The organism is Nocardiopsis sp. TSRI0078 (genome assembly GCF_001905145.1).
GTDB lineage: Bacteria > Actinomycetota > Actinomycetes > Streptosporangiales > Streptosporangiaceae > Nocardiopsis.
Genome location: NZ_LWLB01000023.1, coordinates 376,906 through 397,413 on the forward strand (window position 1 = coordinate 376,906; position 20,508 = coordinate 397,413).

At 69.1% G+C, this 20,508-nt stretch carries 19 protein-coding genes and 2 pseudogenes; 10 read left to right on the forward strand and 11 right to left on the reverse strand.

Annotation, left to right across the window (positions count from 1 at the left end):
- The first annotated feature begins 185 nt into the window (after positions 1–185).
- Both A6A08_RS15970 and A6A08_RS27650 read left to right on the forward strand, forming a co-directional pair.
- On the forward strand, positions 186–854 hold the full coding sequence (locus A6A08_RS15970; protein WP_073703381.1) for a lysoplasmalogenase: 669 nt from the start codon (positions 186–188) through the stop codon (positions 852–854).
- Between the two features lie 393 nt (positions 855–1,247).
- Positions 1,248–2,108 (forward strand): serine/threonine kinase, encoded by an 861-nt coding sequence (locus tag A6A08_RS27650; protein WP_242422653.1) that lies wholly within the window; start codon positions 1,248–1,250, stop codon positions 2,106–2,108.
- 229 nt (positions 2,109–2,337) lie between these two features.
- Here the strand turns inward: A6A08_RS27650 and A6A08_RS15980 are convergent, their stop codons facing one another.
- Complete coding sequence (locus A6A08_RS15980; RefSeq protein ID WP_206780077.1) at positions 2,338–2,958, reverse strand: hypothetical protein; 621 nt, start codon at positions 2,956–2,958, stop codon at positions 2,338–2,340.
- A 188-nt stretch (positions 2,959–3,146) separates the two neighbouring features.
- On the opposite strand from A6A08_RS15980, the gene A6A08_RS15985 reads away from it, so the two are divergent.
- Positions 3,147–6,533: a type ISP restriction/modification enzyme gene (locus A6A08_RS15985; protein ID WP_242422659.1), complete on the forward strand. Its 3,387-nt coding sequence runs from the start codon at positions 3,147–3,149 to the stop codon at positions 6,531–6,533.
- A gap of 206 nt (positions 6,534–6,739) precedes the next feature.
- On the opposite strand, the pseudogene A6A08_RS29255 reads toward A6A08_RS15985, so the two are convergent.
- Together A6A08_RS29255 and A6A08_RS15995 are read right to left on the reverse strand one after the other, a co-directional pair.
- Positions 6,740–6,859: pseudogene (locus A6A08_RS29255) on the reverse strand (DUF6879 family protein); the annotation flags it as partial.
- Between the two features lies 1 nt (position 6,860).
- Complete coding sequence (locus tag A6A08_RS15995; RefSeq protein WP_073703385.1) at positions 6,861–7,061, reverse strand: hypothetical protein; 201 nt, start codon at positions 7,059–7,061, stop codon at positions 6,861–6,863.
- Positions 7,062–7,251: 190 nt separating this feature from the next.
- On the opposite strand from A6A08_RS15995, the gene A6A08_RS16000 reads away from it, so the two are divergent.
- Positions 7,252–7,716, forward strand: a complete 465-nt coding sequence (locus tag A6A08_RS16000; RefSeq protein ID WP_338013130.1) for a hypothetical protein — start codon at positions 7,252–7,254, stop codon at positions 7,714–7,716.
- The gene (locus A6A08_RS16005; protein ID WP_073703386.1) at positions 7,713–8,198 is read left to right on the forward strand and encodes an HIT family protein; all 486 of its coding nucleotides are present in this window, start codon (positions 7,713–7,715) and stop codon (positions 8,196–8,198) included. Before A6A08_RS16000 ends, A6A08_RS16005 begins: the two co-directional genes overlap by 4 nt.
- Positions 8,199–8,832: 634 nt before the next feature.
- Here the strand turns inward: A6A08_RS16005 and A6A08_RS16010 are convergent.
- Positions 8,833–10,257: a non-reducing end alpha-L-arabinofuranosidase family hydrolase gene (locus A6A08_RS16010; RefSeq protein ID WP_083609142.1), complete on the reverse strand. Its 1,425-nt coding sequence runs from the start codon at positions 10,255–10,257 to the stop codon at positions 8,833–8,835.
- An 874-nt stretch (positions 10,258–11,131) separates the two neighbouring features.
- Here A6A08_RS16010 and A6A08_RS16020 point away from each other — a divergent pair.
- Positions 11,132–11,458 (forward strand): hypothetical protein, encoded by a 327-nt coding sequence (locus A6A08_RS16020; protein WP_242422660.1) that lies wholly within the window; start codon positions 11,132–11,134, stop codon positions 11,456–11,458.
- A 122-nt stretch (positions 11,459–11,580) separates the two neighbouring features.
- Complete coding sequence (locus tag A6A08_RS16025) at positions 11,581–12,237, forward strand: bifunctional 2-polyprenyl-6-hydroxyphenol methylase/3-demethylubiquinol 3-O-methyltransferase UbiG (RefSeq protein ID WP_073703389.1); 657 nt, start codon at positions 11,581–11,583, stop codon at positions 12,235–12,237.
- Positions 12,238–12,442: 205 nt separating this feature from the next.
- Here A6A08_RS16025 and A6A08_RS16030 read toward each other — a convergent pair.
- From A6A08_RS16030 to A6A08_RS16040, 3 genes and pseudogenes are all read right to left on the reverse strand, one after another.
- A pseudogene (locus tag A6A08_RS16030) lies at positions 12,443–12,910 on the reverse strand (NUDIX hydrolase).
- An 86-nt stretch (positions 12,911–12,996) separates the two neighbouring features.
- Complete coding sequence (locus A6A08_RS16035) at positions 12,997–13,539, reverse strand: class IV adenylate cyclase (protein ID WP_073703390.1); 543 nt, start codon at positions 13,537–13,539, stop codon at positions 12,997–12,999.
- Positions 13,536–14,675 carry a radical SAM protein gene (locus tag A6A08_RS16040; RefSeq protein WP_073703391.1) on the reverse strand — a complete coding sequence of 380 codons (1,140 nt, stop codon included), beginning with the start codon at positions 14,673–14,675 and terminating at the stop codon, positions 13,536–13,538. The genes A6A08_RS16035 and A6A08_RS16040 overlap by 4 nt, the downstream gene beginning before the upstream one ends.
- A 157-nt stretch (positions 14,676–14,832) precedes the next feature.
- On the opposite strand from A6A08_RS16040, the gene A6A08_RS16045 reads away from it, so the two are divergent.
- On the forward strand, positions 14,833–16,092 hold the full coding sequence (locus A6A08_RS16045; RefSeq protein ID WP_073703392.1) for a helix-turn-helix transcriptional regulator: 1,260 nt from the start codon (positions 14,833–14,835) through the stop codon (positions 16,090–16,092).
- On the opposite strand, the gene A6A08_RS16050 is transcribed toward A6A08_RS16045, so the two are convergent.
- The 3 genes from A6A08_RS16050 to A6A08_RS16060 form a co-directional block, all read right to left on the reverse strand.
- On the reverse strand, positions 16,069–16,614 hold the full coding sequence (locus tag A6A08_RS16050; protein WP_073703393.1) for an NUDIX hydrolase: 546 nt from the start codon (positions 16,612–16,614) through the stop codon (positions 16,069–16,071). The two genes, A6A08_RS16045 and A6A08_RS16050, sit on opposite strands and share 24 nt — an antisense overlap.
- A gap of 113 nt (positions 16,615–16,727) precedes the next feature.
- The gene (locus A6A08_RS16055) at positions 16,728–17,252 is read right to left on the reverse strand and encodes a hypothetical protein (RefSeq protein ID WP_073703394.1); all 525 of its coding nucleotides are present in this window, start codon (positions 17,250–17,252) and stop codon (positions 16,728–16,730) included.
- Positions 17,249–17,797 carry an ATP-binding protein gene (locus A6A08_RS16060; RefSeq protein ID WP_073703395.1) on the reverse strand — a complete coding sequence of 183 codons (549 nt, stop codon included), beginning with the start codon at positions 17,795–17,797 and terminating at the stop codon, positions 17,249–17,251. Before A6A08_RS16060 ends, A6A08_RS16055 begins: the two co-directional genes overlap by 4 nt.
- 341 nt (positions 17,798–18,138) lie before the next feature.
- Between A6A08_RS16060 and A6A08_RS16065 the strand changes: the two genes are divergently transcribed.
- Positions 18,139–18,987, forward strand: a complete 849-nt coding sequence (locus tag A6A08_RS16065) for a helix-turn-helix transcriptional regulator (RefSeq protein ID WP_073703396.1) — start codon at positions 18,139–18,141, stop codon at positions 18,985–18,987.
- On the forward strand, positions 18,984–19,220 hold the full coding sequence (locus A6A08_RS16070) for a DUF397 domain-containing protein (RefSeq protein ID WP_073703397.1): 237 nt from the start codon (positions 18,984–18,986) through the stop codon (positions 19,218–19,220). The genes A6A08_RS16065 and A6A08_RS16070 overlap by 4 nt, the downstream gene beginning before the upstream one ends.
- Before the next feature lie 90 nt (positions 19,221–19,310).
- Here A6A08_RS16070 and A6A08_RS16075 read toward each other — a convergent pair whose 3' ends face one another.
- Positions 19,311–20,027, reverse strand: a complete 717-nt coding sequence (locus A6A08_RS16075; protein WP_073703398.1) for a hypothetical protein — start codon at positions 20,025–20,027, stop codon at positions 19,311–19,313.
- Positions 20,028–20,508 lie beyond the last annotated feature (481 nt).

Consider the following 20,508-nt stretch of genomic DNA (forward strand, 5'->3'; position numbering starts at 1 on the left):
AATCGGCCCCGGACAACCCCGAGGGCGCCGGGGACCTACCCGGCGCGATAGCGCGGCCGTCCGCCCTGGTTCAGCACGGCGGGCGGGGGTGGCCCACCTGCTCCGGCAGGGCCGGGTGCTCAGGCCCCAGCCCACGGACCACCCGGGGACCGGGCCCTTCCGGAGCACGGCCCTACGATGCCCGGATGATCCCCCCGTGTCTGCCCGCCCGCGCCCTGCTGGCCTCCTTCCTCGCCCTGGCCGCCGTCCACCTGGCCGTCCAGCTGTTCGGCTTTCACGCCTGGGACCGCCCGACCCAGGTCCTGCTCATGCCCGCCCTGGCCCTGGTGGTGCTCGCCGCCACCGAACGCCCCCGGCCCCGCCTGGTGGTGCTGGTGCTGGTCGCCCTGGCCTTCTCCTGGCTGGGCGACTCCCTACCCGCGCTGGCGGACGGCGATACCGCGTTCCTCCTTATGGTGGCGGGTTTCCTGGTCGCACAGGTGGTGTACGTGGTCGCCTTCTGGCCCTACCGGGCCACGAGCGTGCTCCACCGCCGCCGGTGGCTGCTGGCGCCCTACGCCGGCGCCGTGGCCGCCCTGGTGTGGGTGTGCGCCCCGCACGCCGGCGTGCTGCTGGTCCCCGTGCTGCTGTACGGGCTGGTACTGGGGCTGATGGCGGTCACGGCCACCGGGGTCAACGCCTGGACGGCGGTCGGCGGGGCCCTGTTCCTGGCCTCCGACGCCCTCATCGCCCTGCGGGCCTTCGTCCCGGACTTCGACGTGCCGCAGGGCGGCTTCTGGGTGATGGCCACCTACGTCACGGCACAGGCACTCATCGCCCTCGGTGTGCTGAGGCGGGCCCACGAGCCCGGCTGACGGACGCCCCGGCGGGCATCCGTTCCCGACCGGGGTCCGGCGCCGCCGCCCGTGGGTGCGCGGCTCGGGGCGGAACGCCCGCCACCTGCACAAAAGGGGTTCTTCGCGGGGATTCTTCGGTGATCCGCGCACCGACAATCCCCCGTAACCTTCACATTACGATCAGCATGATCTGTGCTTTTCCGGCAAATCTGACACGCGATTGGCATAGCTTCGCTCAGGCCGGTCGCACCAGCCCGCACTCCAGACTCCTGGTGCCTGTCCGCCTTGCCCCATGTGGATTCTGGAGTATCCATGACCGTTCCCCAGCCTGCCCTGTCATCGAAACCGAAGCCGGGTCTGCCGCTCGTCGCGAAAATCGGAATCGGATGCGGCGGATGCGCATCCATTGTCGTGTCCGGCTTCCTGTTCCTGCTGTTCATCGGGATTCTCGTCGGCCCGTCGGAGACGGAGACGGAATCGGTGGCGGCCGCGCCGCCGCCCTCTCCCAGCGCGTCGCCGACCCCCACCGCGCCCGACCTGGTCGGGCTCCCTCTGCCGGAGGCGGAGGAGGAACTCGACGAGTCCGACTTCACCCTGGGTGCGGTCGGGCTCGCCGCCGCCGGGGACGCCCCGGCGTGGAACCGTTCGGCGATGCTGGTGTGCGCCCAGGAGGCCGACGACACCGAGGTCGACCTGCACGTCGCTCCGGCGGGCACCGACTGCCCCGACGACCCCGAGGCGTCGGAGGAGTGGCCGGACCTGCCCGGCTTCGTCGACGGCACGGTCTCCGAGGCCCGGGAGTGGGTCGAGGGAGCGGGGATCTCCGGACTCAGAGTCGCGTCCGCGTTCGGTGGCGTCGACGCCCCGGACCTTGAGGAGGCCGACGACCACCTGGTGTGCGCGCAGTCCCCCGGGGAGGCCGAGAGGACGGCGCCCTACGTGGACCGCCTCAAGGTGCATGTGCGTGTCGTCGGTCCCGACGAGGAATGCCCGGACGAGATCGGGGACCCGCGCCCCGAACCCGAACCGGAGCCCCAGCCGGAACCCGAACCGGAGCCGGAACCCGCCCCGGAACCCGCTCCTCAGCCGGAGCCGCAGCCCGAACCCGCCCCGGAACCGGAACCCGAACCGGAGGCTCCGTCCCACGTGCAGGGGGTCCACCCCGGGGCGTTCTGCTCCCAGCACTGGCAGTACGGGTACACGTCCGCGGGCACCCTCATGCAGTGCACGACCACCGCCGAGGACAGCAGGTTCCGCTGGCGCCAGGCCTGAGCGGTCTCCAGGGGAATCCCTCCGCCGTGCCGCCGTGGTCGGCGCGCTCCCGCCCGGCGGCGGACAGCGCGGGCAGCTCAGACGTGCGGCGCACATCCCCGTCACCGTAGACGATGACGTGCCGGGCGTCGGTGTAGGTGCAGACACCCGCCAGCCCTCTCCCCCGCCCGGCATCGCCCACAACCCGTTGCCCACCCGGCTGGCCGACTCGCCGGCCGGTCAGAAGTGGTCAGAAGTGAACCGAGAGACAGACCAGCCAGGCGTCCTCGTCCAGGGAGTCGACGTAGGCGTCGGCCCGGGCGAAGGCAGCCTCGCGTTCGTGCTGGGCCCGGTCAGGGTCGATCCACTCCCCCTCGAGTGTGACCAGCCCTTCCCGGACGAGGGCCTGGCCCCGCGCCTGGGCGAGCAACTCGGGGTCGCCCTTGAGGAGCGCGTCCACATCCTCGCGGGAAGGGTCGGCGGGCACGAACTTCCAGGGTCCGCACAGACCGAAGAGTCGGGCGAAGCGGGTCGGCCACCGGCGCCAGGCCTCCTCCTCTGCGGCGCGTAGAAGACGATCGAGGTCGAGCAGGCGTTTGGGACCGCCGTCGCAGGCCGTGTACCCGGCCAGAGGCGAGGCGTCGGGGAAGCCGAGCGGGTTGACCAGGTCGGGGTGGTCCCGATGGCGGCTGAGGAAGTGCCCGGTCCAGTGCCCACCGATCCACCAGCCGTCGCAGTGGGAGACGCGCTCCGGGTTCTCGGGGGCTGGCACGAAGGGGGCCATGACCTGCTCCAGCTGCTCCTCCAGCGCGTACCTCGGATCACGCCGCAGGGCGACCACCACGGGCTTGTACACGGATCCACTCCTCACACGGGGCTTCTTCACCGGAACTCAAGGTAGTGATCGGCAACGACGGAAAACCCCCTCCGGCGCCGCATCATCCATTCCATTCGACCCATAAAACCCATGGGAATCACAGGACTTATCCACCCGAGTTAGACCTTAGTGTGAACAATTGACTTTCCGGAATGGCGCGTGTCTTCTGATGGCGGATTGGAATGGCCCAGCCCGGAGGTCCGATGACCGCGCTGCCGCACGATTCCGAACAGAACCCCGACCCCAGGAGAGACCCCCGCCTGGGACACGGTCTCACCGACCACCTGGTCCAGGCCTTCGTCAACGACGTCGTCCGGGTCCTGGGACGCGGCGGTGAGGACGAGGAACAGCTCCGGGCACCCCTCAAGGTGCTCGTGGAGAGGATGGGCAAATCGCTGGGACTGCCGAACAGCGTCTACGGCGAGGTCCCCCTCCCCGGGCTCCAGGCGAGACCGGACTTCGGGGTCGACCTCACCGGAATGGACCGGGGCCCGCACAGCAGGGTCGGATACATCGAACTCAAGCGCCCGGGGAAGCCCATTCCCCCCGAGAGGTTGGCCGACAGACGCGACCGCGAGCAGTGGGGGAAGTTCCAGAACCTGCCGAACGTCCTCTACACCAACGGAACCGAGTGGTCCCTGCTGCGCCACGGAACCCCGGTCCTGCGGACGGTCCGCACACCCGACCTGGTGCCCGTGCGCAGAAGGTTCCCCAAGGTCGACCCGGCGTTCACCGACCTGGTCCGCGAGTTCCTCCTCTGGCAGCCGGAGACCGAGCCCGGGCTCGACCGGCTGATCACCCGCGTGGCGGGCCTGTGCGCCCAGCTCCGCGAGGAGGTCTCCGAGATCCTCGCCGAGGAACGGGCTCGCGGACGAGGCGACTCCTTCACCCGCCTCGCACACGAATGGCGCGACCTCCTCTTCCCCCACCTCGAACCCGACCGGGAGTTCGCCGACGTCTACGCGCAGACCGTCACCTTCTCCCTCATCCTGGCCCGTGAGGACGGAGTGGACTTCGGCGGCCGTGACCTGGAGGGCATCGGCGAGCTCCTGGGCAAACGGCACGCCTTCCTGGGGCAGGCCCTCTCCCTGCTCACCGAGTCCCGGGACGTCCGGACCCTCACCGTCCTGCCCACGCTCGTCCGGGTCCTGGAGGCGGTGGACTGGCCCCGGATGACGCGCGGACGCCCCAGGGCACACGCCGACCTGTACGAGACCTTTCTGACCAGGTACGACCCGGCACTGCGGAAGAGCTCCGGGTCCTACTACACACCCGCCCCCGTGGCGGACTTCCTCACGGAGTTCACCGACGCGGTGCTGCGGGAGCGGATGGGCCTGCCGCTCGGTTTCGCCGACCGCTCGGTGACCACGGTGGATCCGGCGATGGGAAGCGGGACGTTCCTGTCCTCGGCCATGGACCGGGCCCGCCGGAACCTGGAGGAGGAGTTCGGCCCCGTGCACACGCGCACGTGCCTCAAGGACCTGTACCGCGACCGCCTCGTCGGTTTCGAACGCAGCACGGCGGCCTTCGCGGTGTCCGAGCTCAGGCTGCACCAACAGCTCCACGAGCAGTACGGGGCGGAGGTCCCCGAGGAGCACCGGCGGTTCCTGTGCAACACCCTGGACGACCCGGACCACCACTACCAGTCCTTCGGGCGGCGCTACGACGACCTGGTGTACTTCCGCGAGCAGGCCAACCGGGTCAAGAGCTCCACTCCGGTGATGGTGGTCATCGGCAACCCGCCCTACATCGAGAACGCGAGGCAGCGGGACCCCGCCCCCTGGCTGGAGCGCCGTCGCGCCCCCGAGGGGGACCCGGTCGCCTCGCGCCCGTCCATGGACGAGTTCCGGGAAGCGGGTCGGGGCGGCCTCGACTACAAACTCTCCGCGGTCAGCCTCTACTTCTGGCGCTGGGCGACGTGGAAGGCCTTCGACGCGCACCCCGAGCAGCCCAGCGGCGTCGTCGCCTTCGTCAGCACCTCCGCGTACCTGACGGGGGACGCCTTCGCCGGTATGCGCCGCTATCTGCGCTCGACCGCCGACGAGGGCTGGATCGTCGACCTCTCCCCCGAGGGACACCGCCCCGCGGCCAACACCCGCGTCTTCGGCGGGGTGCAGCAACCGGTCTGTATCGGGGTCTTCGCCCGCTACGGGCCCGCCCGACCCGACGTCCCCGCCCGGATCTGGCACACAGGTGTCGAGGGGCTGCGAGCCGAGAAGTTCGCCGCGCTCGAACACGACGAGGGGCTGCGGCTCGACGGAGGAAGCTGGCGGGAGTGTCCCCGGGGATGGACCGACCCGTTCCAGCCGCGACACGGCGGGTGGGACCTCCTCCCCGCCGTCGGCGACCTGATGCCGTGGCGGTCCCCGGGGGTGACCACCAACCGGACGTGGGTCATCACCCCTGACCGCGCGACCTTCAACCGGCGGTGGGAACGGCTCTCCAGCGCCCGGCCCGAGGACCAGGACCGATTGTTCAAGGCCACTCGGGACCGCAGTGTCCGCCGTCGGTTCCCCGACCGACCGGCCGTAGCCGAGGACCGCGTCCCCCCGCGTACCGCCCTGATCTCGCACCGGGCCTTCGGCCACCAGCACATGGCGGCCGATCCCCGATACGTCGACTTCCGTCGCCCGAGCCTGTGGGCGGCCGACGGCGACCGCCAGATCCACGTGGTCGAACAGCACGCGGAGGCGATCTCCTCAGGACCCGGCCTCCTGTTCAGCGCGCTCGTTCCGGACGTGCACTACTTCAACGGCCGCGGCGGCCGTGTGCTGCCGCTCTACCGCGACCCCTCGGGCAGCTCTCCCAACCTCGCGCCGGGCCTGCTGGCGCACCTGGCCGAACGTCTGGGACGCGGTGTCGGCCCCGAGGACGTCGTCGCCTACCTCGCCGCCGTGGCGGCCCACCCGGGTTACACCGCGGCCTTCCGGGAGGAGCTGCGGTCCCCCGGAGTCCGTATCCCCCTCACCGCCGACCCGGAACTATGGGAGGGGGCCGTGGAACTCGGCCGCGAGGTCGTGTGGCTGCACACCTACGGCGTCCGTATGCGCGACCCCGGGGCGGGGCGCCCCGCGCACATGCCCAGACTCCCCAGGCCGCGCCGCCCCCAGGTGCTCAGGGAGATCCCCGACCGCCCCGGCCACCTGCCCGACCGCATCCGGCACGACGGCGGCCGGGGCCCCGGGGGTCCGTGTCTGCATGTGGGCGAGGGGATCATCGCCCCGGTGGAGACCGCCGCCTGGGAGTACGAGGTGGGCGGTATGCACGTCATCAGGAAGTGGTTCACCGCGAGGGAACGCGACCCCAGACACGTGCGCAGGGGTTCTCCCCTGGACGACATCCGGCCCGACCGCTGGACGCCCGAGTTCACCGAACAGCTCCTCCACCTGATCACCGTGCTCACCCGCCTGGTGGACCTGGAACCGCGCCAGCGGGACCTCCTCGAACGGATCCGTACGGGGCCCCTGATCACGGTGGGGGAACTCGAACGGGCCCGGGTCCTCCCCGTCCCACCCGGGGTCCGCAAGGGCCCCCGAAGCAGCGGCCAGGGAGAGTTTCCGTTGGTCTGACACCGTTGAAGGGTGAACCGGGGCAGGGCTCCACCGCCTGTACCGGCCTGTCGGCGAGGTGGCGGGCTCGGGCGCCCGCCACAGCGGCGGGGGCAGCCGGCCAGGCTCCGGCCCCGGGCACCTACCCGGTATGGGGCTCACCGTGACCCAGCGCGTGCTCCACGCGCAGCCGCTGGGTGTGGTGCGTCCGAAGCCCCGCCACCTCCTCGGAAGGGCTCGTTCTCGTGGAGGACTCCGTAGAAGGTCCGGGTCTCCAGGCGCCAGGCGGTGTGGCGGTACCGCCGGAAGAGGTCGTCGAAGTCCTCTCCGGATACGAGGTCGGACACGCTACTCCTTCGGTGAGAATCGGGTCAGGAGTTCGCGGGGTACCACGACGAACTCCTCGTCGGGGAGCACGTCCGCGAGCTGGGAGAGCGCCTCGGGGTCGGTGAGCCGGTAGCCTTGGACGACGATGCCGCCGCCGTCGGTCTCGTACGGGGTGGGACAGTTCCCGCCGTGGGAGGTCGTGCCGAGCTTGCGGAGTTTCATGGTCCTCCTCGGTTCAGGGGGTGCGCTACGAGTATCCCCGGGCAGCACTGCTCGGGGCAGGGATCGGCGGAGTCGGCGGAGTCGGCGGAGTCGGCGGACGCAATCTCGCGCAATCCCCGGCCCCTATGCGCACTTCCTGCCTACGCTCGCGCCGTTCCCTTCGCCTTCGATCGCCAAGGCGGTGCCGGCCATGCCCTCTGACGCTGTCCACCACGACCCCCCGCGCGTACTCGCCCCGTACGTGCGCGTCGGGGTCCAGGACGCGACGCTGTTCCTCGGCTTCGGTTCGATACGCCGATCCGTACGCGACCGCGCGCTGTGGGGCCCGCTGGTGGTGCCGGGGGCGACCGGATGCTGGGACTGCCAGCAGCTCACCGCGCGCCCTCCCGAAGACGGCGCCGAGCTGGCCGACCTTGTCGCACGGGTCAACGGGCGCTACCAGGCACCGTCCAACGGCCCGGTCAACATGCTGGCCTCCTTCCTGGCCGCGCTGGACGTGCTGCGCCACCTGGGCGGGTTCGGCACACCGGCCGCACTGAACCGCCGCGTGGGAGTGTGGTCGCACGACCCCGCCCTCGACCGGCAGGCCGCTGAACGCGACCCCGCCTGTGCCACGTGCGCCGATGCGCGCCCCTCCAGCGAAGGAGTCCGATGAACGCCGACCGCGACCCAGGGTGCGTCTTCTGCAAGATCGTGTCCGGGGAGGCACCCGCCCACCGGATCTGGGAGGACGCCGACCACCTGGCGTTCCTGTCGATCTTCCCCAACACCGAGGGCTTCTCCGTCGTCATCCCCAGGGCCCACCGCACCAGCTACGTGGTCGAGATGGAGCCATCGGAGTACACGGCCCTGCACCTGGCCGCCCGCGAGGTCGCCCGACGCCTGGACGCCGCCTTCCCCGACGTGGCGCGCACCGGGATCATGTACGAGGGCTACGGGGTCGACCACGCCCACGCCAAGCTCTTCCCCATGCACGGAACCGCGGGCAACCAGGGCGAGAACTGGCGCGAGGTGGCCTCACCGATCGAGGGCTACTTCGACCGCTACCAGGGCTACCTGTCCTCCCACGACCACACCCGCGCCGACGACTCCTGGCTCGCGGACGTGGCCAGGCGCGTCCGGCAGACCGACACCTGAGCTCAGCGACTCCTCCCGCACATACAAGGGCGGGGCGGCCCTGAAGGAGCCGCCCCGCCGCCGTCGTGCCTTCGTTCCTAGTTGTTGCCGTCGTCATTCATCGCGGCCTCCTCCTCAGCACATGGGGGTCCGGTGCTCGGGGCCGTACGCGTCCCGGGATGTGCGACGGCCTCCGATTTCCATGAAAGCCGGGGCCGCGGCCCTGGCCAACGCCCTTGCGCGAGGTTGCTCGCGCTACGGGACGCGACGGCGTATCCGTTCCTCGGCGGAGTCCTTCGGGTGACATCGCCGAACCGGTCCCGTGGGCCGAGCCGTCCGGGCACCGCGGCCGGCGGATACGCAGAGCCACCGCCTCCCGGACCCGGTGGCTGCTTTCCCCACTCACACCGGGCTCCACCTCCGGAACCAACAGTCAAACCTCAACCAGTGCGCAGGGACCGCCTTTCCCACCGGCCCCCCTTGAAGCCGGGATCCGCCGCACCGGGGGCTTTGAACCGATGAGCTTCGGTCCGTGCGTGTGGGCGCGCCCCCGGCCCGGCGGGCAGGCTCGGCAGATCCACCACCCGGCGCTGTGCGCAAGCGCCCGGCGGCACCACCGGCTATGAGCCCGGACCCCACAGTCCGGCACTCCCCGTCAGCGCCGCAGGGTCAGCACACCGGGCCGGTAGGGCAGGAGTCCGTAGTCGCCGCCGGAGTCGGGGGAGCGCCCCTGGTAGAGGAACTGCATATCGCAGGCGTCAACGGTCATGGTCTGGTCGGGGTCGGTGCGGATCAGTTCGCCGTGACTGATGTCGTCGGTCCAGGTGGCGCCGCTGTTGGCCCGGCCGGCGAAGGGGTTGCTCTCGGTGGCGGCCTGCGGTGTCCACGTGCCGTCCAGGCTGGTGGCCGTGAACGAGCGGAAGTAGCGGTCTCCCTGCGCGCCGATCGCCTCGACGAGCATGAGGTACCGGTCCTCGCCCTCGACGTTGTAGACCTGGACCCCTTCGAACAGGTTGTTGGTGCTGTCGGACATGATGGTCGCCGAGGTCGAGCCGAAGCTGCCCGGGAAGTCGCCGATGGGCATGCTGGCCCGGTAGATCCTGCCGTTGTCTCCGGCGAAGAACAGGTACATGTGCGTGCTGTCGCCGATGAGCGCCTGGTCGATGGGTCCCGTGGAGGAGTCGGCGATGCTTCCGTCGAAGAGCGTCCGTGCCGGCGACCAGCTGTTCACGTCGGCGGGATCGGTCGACGTCCGGTAGGAGAAGGCGGGTCCGCCCCACTGGTAGGCGAGCACCCAGACGTCCCGGGGGGCGAAGTAGAACAGCGTCGGCGCGACGGCGGAGAAGGGCATCGGGTTCTGGTCGGCCGAGGCCATGTCGGACCAGTCGTCGAAGAGGCCGAAGTTCATCGAGCCCCATGAGGTTCCCGTGTCATGGTTCGTCGCGTAGACGAGGTGCCGACCGTTGTAGGGGGCGTGGGTGAAGTCCTTGAGCGAGACCCATCCCGGCCTCGGCTGCGCCAGCGGGCCGGTCGACGTCCAGTCGTACGTCGACGGAAGGGCGCACGTGTGGCCCGGTCCCCCGTCGTCGACGCGGACGAGTCGCCACTGCTGATTGTCGCCGCCCCAGTCGTCGTACTGCACGATGTCGGCGCCGTCGGCGTTCGAGGCGCCCTGTACCTCCACGGCCTTGCCGCTGTGCCGGTTGACCAGCCGGACGTGGCCGCCGGGCGAGTCCTCCAACCGGAACTGCTGGTTGGCCTGGTCGTGGTCGGTCCACTGGACGATGCCGGCACCGTTGGCGGTCGACCAGTCGTGGACGTCCAGCACCTTGTCCGAGATCCGTGACCGCAGCCGGTAGTAGCCGTCGCCGGAGTCGACGAACCGCCACTGCTGCTGGTCCTGGTCGTTGCGGGCCCACTGGGTGATCCGCGCCCCGTCGCCGGTGGCCTGGTTGTACACGTCCAACGCCTTGCCGCTGCCGCGGTTGACCAGCACGTACCACGCGTCGGTGTCGACCGTCGCCGCCGCGGCGGGCGTCGGCGCTACCACGGCGCCGGCACCGCCGACCACCACGGCCATCACGCAGGCGATGACGACCCGCAGTAACCGCCCTCGCATCCGCGGGGGCGACGCTATCGGAGACCTACTCAACGTCAACATGGTCCTTCCTCCAGAGGCCTGGAGCCGCACGGTCCGCCCGAGGGGGTACACCGCGGGTCCTGGGCCCGCACTCGGGGATGTTAGCGCTAACATTCTTCCGAGCGAACCGGCCCATGTCCGAACCGAGCTCCGACACGGCAGACCCGCCCGGAAAGCCAGGGGCACCGTTGCCCTTGCCGTTGAATGTGAGCGATAACACTCCGGAAGTCAAGCCGTAATTTCCAGAAACATTCCGCAACAGTCGGAGTCCGCGAGCCGGTGGCGCGCCGAAGCACCTGGTGAGAGCACTGGCGCGGTGAATCCGCGTATGGGCCCGCGGGACTCCGCGCGCCCCGCCTCTCGCCGGAGCACAGCACACCGTCCCGACCAGGTCGGGGCACAGGCCCTCCAGGCAGAACAGGCCGGCGCGCGGGTCCTCGCGCACCCACGAGGCCTGGGCGGGGTCACCGGGGTAGACGCGACAGAGGGCGGACGGACAGGTGACCTTCACGTCCGTCTCCCAAGGGGGTCGGGGACAAGAGAACGCACCCGGGGTGGGAAGTGCCCAACATTGCCTCCGCGGTCAATGTCGACTCAGGAGGGGCGCATTGATTCTCTCCATGCCTGAATCGTCTTCTGGAGAGTGCGTCCCGAAGGCGGGAGCCACCCGCCGCAGGGGAAAGGAAGAAACGATGACCGCGACCGTGGAAACCTCCACCTCAACTGGAACTCGTGATCCCCGACAGTTCGTGTCCCCGCAGGTGTGGGACCGCCAGATCGCTCTGCTCACGCGTGACCCCCCTGGGACCCGGTGATGGCGGAGCGCTGCTTCGACCAGGCCGTGGCCTACCTGGTCACCGCCATGGAGAAGCACGGGCAGCGGCTCGGTCTCGGCTGTGGGCCCCTGGTGGACATCGCCGTGCACGGGTTCATCCTGGACACGGTGAACTACCGGCGCTTCTGCGAGCGGCACCTCGGCCGCTACTTGGAGCACGTGCCCGAGATCGAGTTCAAGTACGACGGTTCCGTGACCAGGACCGCGCACGTCATCGAAAGCAACGGCTTCCGGATCGACTGGCCCCTGTGGGACCGCGACGCGGCCGAGTGCACCCCCTGCTACCACGGCAGTAACTGCCACTGACCCCGGCCGAACAGCCCCGGCACCCATCGCGGTGTCGGGGTTTTCCCATGAACCCCTGCACCGCATCCATGCTGGTGGCTACCGTGTGACGGGTCCTGACCACACTTCACGAGGGCCACACCATGACCGTCACCGACCTGACCACCTACTGGGATCGCTACGCCGGCCAACTCCCCGAGCCCTCCCGTGAAGATGCTCTCAAGGAGGCTCTGCGGTGGTGTCAGTACGACGACCACGGGCCCGGAGCGGAACTGCTCGGTGAGCCCGAGAGCGCGCTGGAACTGGGGTGCGGACGAGGGGACGCGGTGGCGGCGCTGGCAGCCACAGGAGTGGAGGCCACCGGCGTGGACCTGTCCGGTGAACACGTCCGGGCAGCCCACACGTGGTGGGGGGACGTGTCCGGTGCGCGGTTCGTCCAGGGCGACGTGGTGGAGTATCTCCGTGGCACCGAACAGCGCTGGGACGCCATGTACTCGGTGTGGGGTGCGGTGTGGTTCACCGACCCCGAAACGCTCCTGCCTCTGGCGCAAGAGCACCTGGCACCAGGCGGACGGCTGGTGTTCGCCCACGCCCCCGCCGTCACCGGCGCCTACGGGGTCCAGGGCATGTACGCAAACGGCTTCCGGGGGCCTCAGGTGTGGGTGCACCGGTGGGCGTATGAACCCGCGCAGTGGGAGGCCCTGCTGCTGCGTGCGGGATTCGACCACGCCCGCGTGTGGGTGGAACCCGCCCCGGAGGAGGGCCATGTGGGCACCCTCATCGGAGTGGCGCACTGCTGAGGGGCGACGCCATGGTGGTGGCCGCGCCGGGACGGGTGTCCCGGCGCGGCCTTCCGGTGGGTTGTGCGGGTGCGGTGGTCCTCAGAGCAGGCCCGCGGTGAGGTGGTGGGCGAAGGCCCCGGCGGCAGCGGCGAGGGTGTAGCCGCCCAGGTGTCGGGACCTGCGGTGGCTGTGCGGACACCGGGGGCGGCGGTGCGGCAGCGTGTCAACCCGTGTGGGGTGCGTCTCCAGCAAACGCGTGCTCCACGCGCAGCCGCTGGGTGTGGTGCATCCGAAGCCCCGCCACCTCCTCGGCACCGAACCAGCCCACCTCGTGCGACTCGTCGCTGACCGCGAGCCCTCCCCCGAGGACCCGGGCGCGGAAGCACACGTTGAACTGGCGGCGCACCTCCCCATCGCCGTAGGCGATGACGTGCCGGGCATCGGTGTAGGTGCCCACCAGCCCCGTCACCTCCACCTCGTAGCCGGTCTCCTCCCGCACCTCCCGCACGGCCGCCTCGGGCAGGCTCTCGCTCATCTCCATCGCCCCGCCCGGCATCGCCCACAGCCCGTTGTCCACCCGCCGTTACAACAGCAGGCGACCCCCGTCGTCGATGACGGCCGCGCTGGCCGCGACCACCAAACTGCTGGGAACGGGTGCGTCCGGATCGCTGTAGTACTCGGTACGAGCCACCCGCGCCGCTCCTCTCCGGTCGTTGGTCTCTCACAGCTGAGAGGTGCCCTGTGCCCGCTGTTCGGCGGGCACACGGCGCTCTGGTGTCAGTTCTCCTCGAATCGCAGGTCAGTGATGGTGGACAGGTCGATGCCGTAACGCGCGTAGACCTTGGTGGTGTTCTCGCCCGTCAGGTCCGCCTCGGCGTAGCCGAGCAGGGCCGCGACGCGCACCACCTCGGCGCGGCTGTCGGCCTCGATCTCCAGGTAGGCGGGGATACGCGGCCAGGTGTCGATCTCCAACTGGGCGCCGTCCAGGGTGAAGCTGTGGCGGCGGTTCTCCTGGTAGGCCTTGGGTGTGTAGCCGAGCTTGCCCAGCAGGGCGTTGGTGGTCTCGAAGTCGCCGACCGCAGTCTCGGTCTCTCGGGTGCCTCCGATGATGTCGGAGTCGATCTCCTTGACCGTGAGCGTCACCTGGTCGCCGGTGTCACGCAGACGTACCCAGCGGGAGGCGTCGCCGGGTTCGATGTCGTAGACGTAGCGGCGCTGGAGCACCTCGCCCAGGTCCGTGCCGCCCTTGTCGAGGATGCGCTGGGCCATCTGGGCGACGTCGATGTCCAGGACCTTGGCCTCGTACTCGATCGCGCTCATGGTGTCGGGTTCCCTTCCGTGCTGTGTGCCGTGGTCGTAGGGGCGTGGTGGGCGGCTTCCAGCCTGCCACGGTCGGTTCGGCGGAAGCGGAGGATCTCGTCCTTGACGGGGGTGTTGAGGAAGTCCTCGATGGGCTGGCACAGGTCCATGCGTTGCAGGCACACGCCCACCAGGTAACGCCCGTGGCGGTCGCGGTACAGGCGCATGCCGTAGAAGCCCTCCTGGCAGTCGGTGTCGTTGTTGAACCGGCATCCCTGGCAGGTGGTGGGCAGGCGTACTGGGCGGATCCACTTGACGTGGATACGGCGGCGCCCGTCGTCGATGCGGTAGGCGGTGCGCGCCCCGGAAGCTCCGGCGGTGAGGTGGTGGGCTTCGGCGACGGCGCCGCGCTGGGCCAGAAGTTCGTGGATGGCGTCGATGGATACCTGGCCGTGGTCGAGGGAGTTGAGCAGGCGCACGGACAGTTCGGGGGCGTAGGTGTCCAGGAGGCGGTGGACGCGGTCGATGTGGGCGTGGTCGAGGACGACGATGTTGGCGCTGGCTCGGACTCCGTGGTCGACGCAGGCCTGGATGGAGGCGTGTAGGGCCTTGATCTTGGTGGCGGCCTTGGCGGGGTCGCGGAAGCGGGCGTGCTGGACTTGGGCGAGTTCTTCGGGTGTGGTGCCGAAGACGGAGAAGTTGACGCGGTCGAGCCCGGCCTCGGCGCAGGCGGGGATCTGTCGGGCCCCGTTCTCGCCGTTGGAGGTCATGCACACCCGGTAGCCCTGGGCGGTGGCGAGGCGGACCAGGTCGGGCAGGCGTGGGTGGAGGGTGGGTTCGCCTCCAGTGAGGTGGAGTTCGGTGAAGCCCATGTGGTCACGCAGTCGGTTCAGGGCATGGGCGAAACCTTCGTCGGGCGAAATGGTGGCGGGTAGGAATGTGGCGCCGTTGGTGGCGGCGTAGATCGACATCCGCCCGGAGGTCCCGGAGGTGGTGAAGGGGCCGGGTCCGCGGTTGCGGTTGTCGACCACGACGGGGGTGCCCTCGTTGTGGCAGAAGGTGCAGGTCATGCCGCAGGCGTCGAGGATCTTCACTCGCAGGGTGGTGTCGGTGTCGATGTGCGTCGGCAGGGTCTTGGGAGTCAGGGGGACGTTCATGGGCAGTCTCCTGTGACGGCGCTCGCGGTGGAGCGGGAGGGTGCGTCACAGGCGACGATCCCGTTTCGGGTACCGCCTCTCCCATTCCTGACGGATATCCCACGCGGGGATAATCGAGGCCGTGTCCGCGTCGGCTGCCGAAAGGTGGAAGGAATCCATGCCTGGTCGTTCCTGGGAGAGGATCACCATCCCGGCATGGGCCTGGGAAAGGGAGGAGACACGGAGGGTCCTGTGTGAACGCGACATCGCCGGTCTGCTGCGTCTGGCCCAAGCCCACGGTGTGAGTCAGACGCGGATCGCGTCGGCGACCGGCGTCGCCCAGGGGCGGGTGAGCGAGATCCTGAGCGGGCGGCGCACGGTCAGTTCACTGCGGTTGATCGAGCGGATCGCCGACGGACTCGGAATGCCCAACCCCTCACGCGTCCTGTTTGGTTTGGCGCCACGACAGCCGTCCGTGAGCGTGGAGGGGCCCGGTGTTGGTGGCGACAGCAGCGCGTCTACCGGCCCGTTAGGCACATCGTTCCTTGATGACCAGGTACGAGAACGCTTGGAGGTCGCCTCCGTCGATCAGGCGCTCATCGGCCTGTTCGAGGAGCAGACACAGAATCTGCGCTTGATCGATCGCAAACTGGGCGCCCACTATCTCCTGGCGCAGAGTCAGGCCCATGTCCAGCAGATAGAGGAGTTACTACACCATTCGATCCCGGGAACCGTGCGGCGCGGCCTCGCCCGGGCCTTGGCCGAGGCGGCGTCCCTGACCGGATGGCAGGCTCTCGACGCGGGGCGCATGACAACCTCCTGGCGTTACTACGAGATCGCCAAGGCCGCGGCTCGCGAGAGCGGGGACCCCGTGGTCCTGGCCCACGTGAGCGCCGAACAGATCTACGTACTGTTGGACAGCGGCCGAGCACGAGAAGCGCTCACCGTGCTCAGAGCCGCACACGGCGACGGAGGTGGGTCGCTGCCCGCGCTGCTGCGCTCGTGGATGTGGGCCGCCGAAGGAGAGGTGCGCGCCTCCCTGGGACAGGAGGTGAAGTCTCAGAAGGCCTTGGACCAGGCCTTCGCCCTTCTTCCTCAGCAACCGGATGATCCCACCCTGCCGTTCCTCATGCTGGACCAGACCCACCTGCTGCGTTGGCGAGGCCACTGCCTGGCGCGCCTCGGCGCGCCCGAGGCGATAGAAGACCTCACCCGCGCTTTGGAGGACATCGCCTCTCTGGGTCTGGGGCGTGCCGAGGCCGGTCTGCGCACCGACCTGGCCGTGGCCTACTCCGCCTACGGAGACCTCCCTCAAGCACGTAGACAGGCACAGCGCGCCGCCGAGCTGTCCAAGCGTTCCGGTTCGGTCCGTCAACGTGCTCGTCTGAAACGGCTTCTGGGGTCTCGGACTCCGTCACGAGGCCAGGATGTGGAGTAGGGCGATGAGAGTGCCCGAGCTCTGCACCCGCCCCTCAGCGACCAGACTGCGGACCTTGGCCAGGGGCACCCACTCGTAGACGCCCTCGTCGAACTCGGTTGGGTCCGCGACCAGTTCGGCGTCACGTCCGACGAAGACGTGGTGAGGGCTACGGACCGTGCCAATCATCGGTTCGAACGTGGCCACGTGCTCCACCGACCCGACCTGGTGGCCGGTCTCCTCCAAAGCCTCGCGGACAGCGGTCCGCTCTGGCGTCTCCTCGGGGTCCAGGAGCCCGCCGGGCAGTTCCCAACCCCATACGTCGGGTACGAACCGGTGCCGGTAGCTCATCAGGACGTGCTCCTCGGCTTGATCCAGGATCGCGATCACCGCGGCCGAGGGCAGGGCCACGGTGTGGTGCTCGAACCTGTTGCCTGAGGGTGTGGTGATGTCGGCCTTGCCCAGCCGTACCCACGGGTTGTCGTACAGGGTGCGTTCGCCGTGCACTATCCAGCGGCCCGGGCCGTCCTCGCTCCTGTCCATGTAGTGACGTTATCGCGGTCTCAGAAAACGGGTGCTGGTGCCCTGAGGGCCGCGCCGGGCCCGATGCCGGGTCCGGCGCGGCCGTCGCGGTGCGGGCGGGTCGATGTGGATCGCTACAGCAGGACCGTACCCAGGTGGTGGGCCAGAGCGCCGAAGCTGCTCGCGAGGGTGTAGGCGGCCAGCAGGCGTGCCGGGCCGGTGCGGGCGGTACCGCCGAGATGGCTGAGGTGACCCAGGCGGCTGGGCTTGCGGCGGCGACCGTGTGGACGCTTCGGGCGGCGGCGCGGCAGCGGCGGGCGTTCCCGCCGGGGCGGGAACGGGCCGTCGTCAGGGGCCGGGCGCGGACGTGGAACCACGGGTTCGGGCGGGCGTGCCGGCTGTGTGATGGGCTTGCGCGGGCGCTCCGGACCCTCGGTGGTCCGGGAGGCGCGTTCGTCCAGTCGGGCGGCGTGGACGTGCATCCACTCGGGCAGGACTCCGTGGGCCTGCCGGTAGGCCACCCGGGGGTTGCCTTCCATCTGGGCGAGCAGGCGCTGCTCCCGGGTGAGCGGGGGTGGGTAGCTGGGCTTGGAGAAGCGCCGTCCCCGGGGTGCGTCCAGCACCGCGCGCACCCCTGAGGAGACCGGCTCGGCGGTCATCGGTCGGCTCCGGTGAGGGCGGTGTTGGTGGGGGTGGTGGGGTTGAGGATGAACTCGGCCCACACGACCGTGCCGAGCCCTCCGCAGAACGGGAAGTCCACCACCGCCCGGGTGCCCCAGCGGGTGGCCAGGTGGTCGATGAGCAGCAGGCCCCGGCCTCGTTCGGCCTCCTCCCACTCGACCGCCGTGCGCTGGTACGGGATCTCCGGAAGGGTGGGGGCGGACTCCCGGACGCCGTCGTCGACGATGCCCAGGTGCAGGGTGGTGGCGGTGGGCATGGACAGGTTGCGGATGACCCGACCGTCCGCCTCACCGGAACGGGAGTGGTCGACGCCGTTCGCGAACATCTCGCTGGCGCACAGCACGATCGTGTCGGCCAGGTCCGGGCACAGGCCCTCCAGGCGGAACAGGTCGGCGCGCAGGTCCTCACGCACCCACGCGGCTTGGGCCAGGTCACCGGGGTAGACGCGGGAAGCCCAGCGGCGCCCGGCGAAGGGTGGAGTGGGCGTGTGGAACGACGCGCGGGGACGCGGCACAATGGTCATGTCGGCAAGCTCCTTGCTTCTCACAGTGGTGGGTTGGTTGTCGGCTTGGGCTCTGGGGGCGCGGCAATCGCCCCCAGAGCCCGTTTTCATGTCAGTCGCCAACGAGATCGGCGACCGTCTCAGCGGTGAACAGTGCCCCGCCGGAGACTGGGCAGACTCCGACCTCTCCTTCTGAGCCACGGAGTGTGTGAGGCCGACTACAGTAAAACCCAGCAGGCATCAACTTACAAGCCTGCAACTTAAAGGCATGTAGAACACGCCAGAAGATCCGTTTTGAACACAAAAGCGCAGTTCAAGGGCATGGCAGAGTAAAGCCACGACGTTGATGAACGAAGGATGCGATGGCTGATCCGATCCCCACCGTGCGGCAGTATCGACTCGCGCAGGACCTGCGGGAGCTCCGCGCCGCAGCAAAGATGACTCAAGAGCAGGTCGCCGCCAGCATGGACTGGCACGTCTCCAAGCTCTTCCGCTTGGAGAACGCACGCAGCCCTCGCGTGAACTGGCTGGATATCCAAGGGCTGCTCGATCTCTACGGAGTCGCCAGCCCTCAGCGGGAAGCCCTGATCCAACTGGCGAAGGATTCCAAGAAGCGCGGATGGTGGACCACCTATCAGGACGTCTTCACAGGCTCATTCGTCGCCCTGGAGGATGAGGCTCACCTCATCCGGTATTACTCCTCAGAGCTGGTTCCGGGTCTGTTCCAAACCGAGTCGTACGCACGCGCCGTTATCCAGGCGCTGCGCCCTGGTTACGACACCCAAAGCGTTGAGCGCCGAGTCTCCGCCCGTATGGCCCGCAAGAAGATCCTCGAACGGGAGAAGCCCCTTCGCCTGGATTTCATCCTCAACGAAGCCGTGATCAGGAGAAACGTAGGCGGCAAAGAAGTGATGGCGGAACAGCTCAGCACCCTGCATGAGGTCGCGGGAACCAAGGCGGCAACCCTGCGCTTGCTTCCCTTCCAGGCTGGTACACATGCGGCCATGGAGGGTGCCTTCACGATCTTCTCGTTCCCGGCAGAGCTGTACCCCGATGTGGTCTACATCGAGGGCATGATGGGCGACCTGTATCTGGAGAGCGCCGAGAGCGTCGGCCGCTACAGAGACGCGTTCGAAAGCCTGCGTCAGTCCGCTCTGTCACCGTCTGACACGATGGACTTCATCGACTCGTTGGCAAGGGAGCTCCGGTGATCCAGTGGTTCAAGTCCAGCTATAGCGGAGGGGACAATAACTGCGTGGAGGTCGCGTGTGTCCCCATCAGACCGTGGCACAAGACGAGCTACACCAACGACCGAGGAGAGTGTGTGGAGGTCGCAGAGGGGCCGGTCACCGGGGTCCGGGACACCAAACACCGCGAACTGGGCGCGCTCTTCTTCAGCTCCAGCGAGTGGCAGGCCTTCATCGGCACCGCCAAGAGCGCCTGAGCCCTACCCCTGTCCCCTCACCGGTGACCTTGCCCTTGGTGGCTCAGTTGGCGGCCGACAGCACCACTACGGGCAAGGTCACCGATAAGACTAAGTCCCGTCCTCGGCCTCGACCCTGGGAGAGAAGGCTTCGACCTGGAGGGCGAGGTTCTGTGCCTGCACCAGGGAGCTGAGCGCCTCATTCTGCTGAGGATGAGCAGCCTGCGCCTCGGCAGTCCGGTTGGCGATCGCCTCGAACTCGGCAGCCGCACGCTGGTCCTGTTCTTCCAGTTCGGCGGCTCGCACCTTGTCGGCATAGGCCTCCAGTGTCTGGATACGCGCCTCGATTTCGGCGACGTCCTCCGCCAGGACGGCGCGGGCACGTTCGGCGGCCTGCCGGCTCCGTTCTCCCGGAGTAGGGGTGCTGTCGATCCTGTGTCGGATACCGGCCTGCTGAAGCAGGCTCTGGGCCAAGGACCATTCGACATCGGCCAGGACCACCCGGTTGCGAACCTCGTCCAACAGCAACCCCTGTCGGTGCAGCGACGAACCAAGCACGATGTCCACCGCCCGCTGCGTACGGCCGAGCAGCGCGTTCGAGACCCGATCCAGCATGTCGGCGGTCACGTACCGTCCCCGAAACTCGGCGATGACGTGGGCGGGGTCCCGCCGGGCACGGGAGCGGTCTCTCTTCTGCTTGGCCAAGCGTTGGCGAGCGTACTGCCAGACGAACCCCGCGATCACGCATACAACGACCAGAAGCATCAGCCTGAGGTGGTCCCCCAGGAGAAAGATCAGCACGGCTCCGGCCACGACAAAGAAGAACATCCCCGGGCCTCCCCCATCAAGGGGCTTCTCCGGAGTCACAGGACTCCCCTGCCCAACAGCGCCTTGGTCCTGTCGTTGCTCGAACGCCTGGCGCAGACGCCGGGCCTGTTCAGCGCTGACCTCGGGATGCAGGGTGGCCCGCCGGGAGCCGACCGCATCGGGGGTGCCGTGTCCGCGCAAGCGCTTGCCTTTCTCGTCGCCTCTTCTTCAACGGAGAGTCCAAGCTCGCAGGTGTGAAAACCCGCGTCTCTTTCGGGACCAAAGCCCTGTCTTGGGGGCAATACCTCCGAGTTCCGTAAACCCAGAGGTCAGCACCGCCGTCCTGGTGTACACAGGCTCTGGCGGCGCTGCGAGCCCAACCCTATGCCCCTTGCGTGTGAACCGGGTTAACAATAAGGTCTCATCCATCGACGCGGTACCCGGACCGGCATAGGTTGGGGTTCCGCATCCCCCGCCGCCGCCCGGTCCGCCGAGGACGGCA

Excerpts from the sequence above, each read along its gene's own strand:
- A6A08_RS16045 (WP_073703392.1), top strand. The coding sequence starts at position 14,833 with ATGCCTGGTCGTTCCTGGGAGAGGATCACCATCCCGGCATGGGCCTGG.
- A6A08_RS16010 (WP_083609142.1), bottom strand. The coding sequence starts at position 10,257 with ATGGCCGTGGTGGTCGGCGGTGCCGGCGCCGTGGTAGCGCCGACGCCC.
- A6A08_RS16055 (WP_073703394.1), bottom strand. The coding sequence starts at position 17,252 with ATGACCGCCGAGCCGGTCTCCTCAGGGGTGCGCGCGGTGCTGGACGCA.
- A6A08_RS15985 (WP_242422659.1), top strand. The coding sequence starts at position 3,147 with ATGGCCCAGCCCGGAGGTCCGATGACCGCGCTGCCGCACGATTCCGAA.
- A6A08_RS15970 (WP_073703381.1), top strand. The coding sequence starts at position 186 with ATGATCCCCCCGTGTCTGCCCGCCCGCGCCCTGCTGGCCTCCTTCCTC.
- A6A08_RS16050 (WP_073703393.1), bottom strand. The coding sequence starts at position 16,614 with ATGGACAGGAGCGAGGACGGCCCGGGCCGCTGGATAGTGCACGGCGAA.
- A6A08_RS16060 (WP_073703395.1), bottom strand. The coding sequence starts at position 17,797 with ATGACCATTGTGCCGCGTCCCCGCGCGTCGTTCCACACGCCCACTCCA.
- A6A08_RS16040 (WP_073703391.1), bottom strand. The coding sequence starts at position 14,675 with ATGAACGTCCCCCTGACTCCCAAGACCCTGCCGACGCACATCGACACC.
- A6A08_RS16075 (WP_073703398.1), bottom strand. The coding sequence starts at position 20,027 with ATGTTCTTCTTTGTCGTGGCCGGAGCCGTGCTGATCTTTCTCCTGGGG.
- A6A08_RS16035 (WP_073703390.1), bottom strand. The coding sequence starts at position 13,539 with ATGAGCGCGATCGAGTACGAGGCCAAGGTCCTGGACATCGACGTCGCC.
- A6A08_RS15995 (WP_073703385.1), bottom strand. The coding sequence starts at position 7,061 with ATGAAACTCCGCAAGCTCGGCACGACCTCCCACGGCGGGAACTGTCCC.
- A6A08_RS16025 (WP_073703389.1), top strand. The coding sequence starts at position 11,581 with ATGACCGTCACCGACCTGACCACCTACTGGGATCGCTACGCCGGCCAA.
- A6A08_RS16065 (WP_073703396.1), top strand. The coding sequence starts at position 18,139 with ATGGCTGATCCGATCCCCACCGTGCGGCAGTATCGACTCGCGCAGGAC.
- A6A08_RS16005 (WP_073703386.1), top strand. The coding sequence starts at position 7,713 with ATGAACGCCGACCGCGACCCAGGGTGCGTCTTCTGCAAGATCGTGTCC.
- A6A08_RS16000 (WP_338013130.1), top strand. The coding sequence starts at position 7,252 with ATGCCCTCTGACGCTGTCCACCACGACCCCCCGCGCGTACTCGCCCCG.
- A6A08_RS16020 (WP_242422660.1), top strand. The coding sequence starts at position 11,132 with ATGGCGGAGCGCTGCTTCGACCAGGCCGTGGCCTACCTGGTCACCGCC.